This window comes from Parendozoicomonas verongulae (assembly GCF_009711465.1).
Taxonomy (GTDB): Bacteria; Pseudomonadota; Gammaproteobacteria; order Pseudomonadales; family Endozoicomonadaceae; genus Sansalvadorimonas; species Sansalvadorimonas verongulae.
Window position 1 is genome coordinate 1 of record NZ_SMME01000528.1, and the last position, 475, is coordinate 475.

A 475-nucleotide genomic window follows, 5' to 3' on the forward strand; every position below is an offset into this window, starting at 1 on the left:
CTGTCTCAGTCAACTGGCTCACTGCTTCCGTTTTTTATCTGTCTGGCTGCAACATGGGTTGCAAACTTTGGGTATCGAAGAAGAAAAGGAGAAAGAGTTCAGACAGACATCGAAATTACTGTTTGATCTGGCCAGCAGCCTTGAACCCCATCGACAAGAACAGAAGAAAGATGAACTTTGGAGGCTAAGGGAACGACAACTATTGACTCATATGGCTGCGTAACCTTCAAACAGCCCTGTCTGTGACCCTGACTCATTTTGAACCTTTGTTTTGTTGTCGCTATCCCATACAAAAAAATTGGTCTAACGAACACCTCCAGACATCACTGTTATAAGGGTTTAAGAGTATGAAGAACATACCGCCATACTATGGGAGAGGCCGCTATGACAGACAGGTGCCTCCTCCTCACAAACAAAGACATCCAAGCAGGTATACGCCTTATAGCTTCCGTACTTGTGGTTCTCGATATTCAGA

At 44.6% G+C, this 475-nt stretch carries 1 protein-coding gene; it reads left to right on the plus strand.

Annotated elements, in window-relative coordinates; translation table 11 throughout:
- Nucleotides 1-223, plus strand: a 223-nt coding sequence (locus E1189_RS22775) for a hypothetical protein (RefSeq protein ID WP_196220959.1), incomplete at its 5' end; no start/stop codon positions are given.
- Nucleotides 224-475 lie beyond the last annotated feature (252 nt).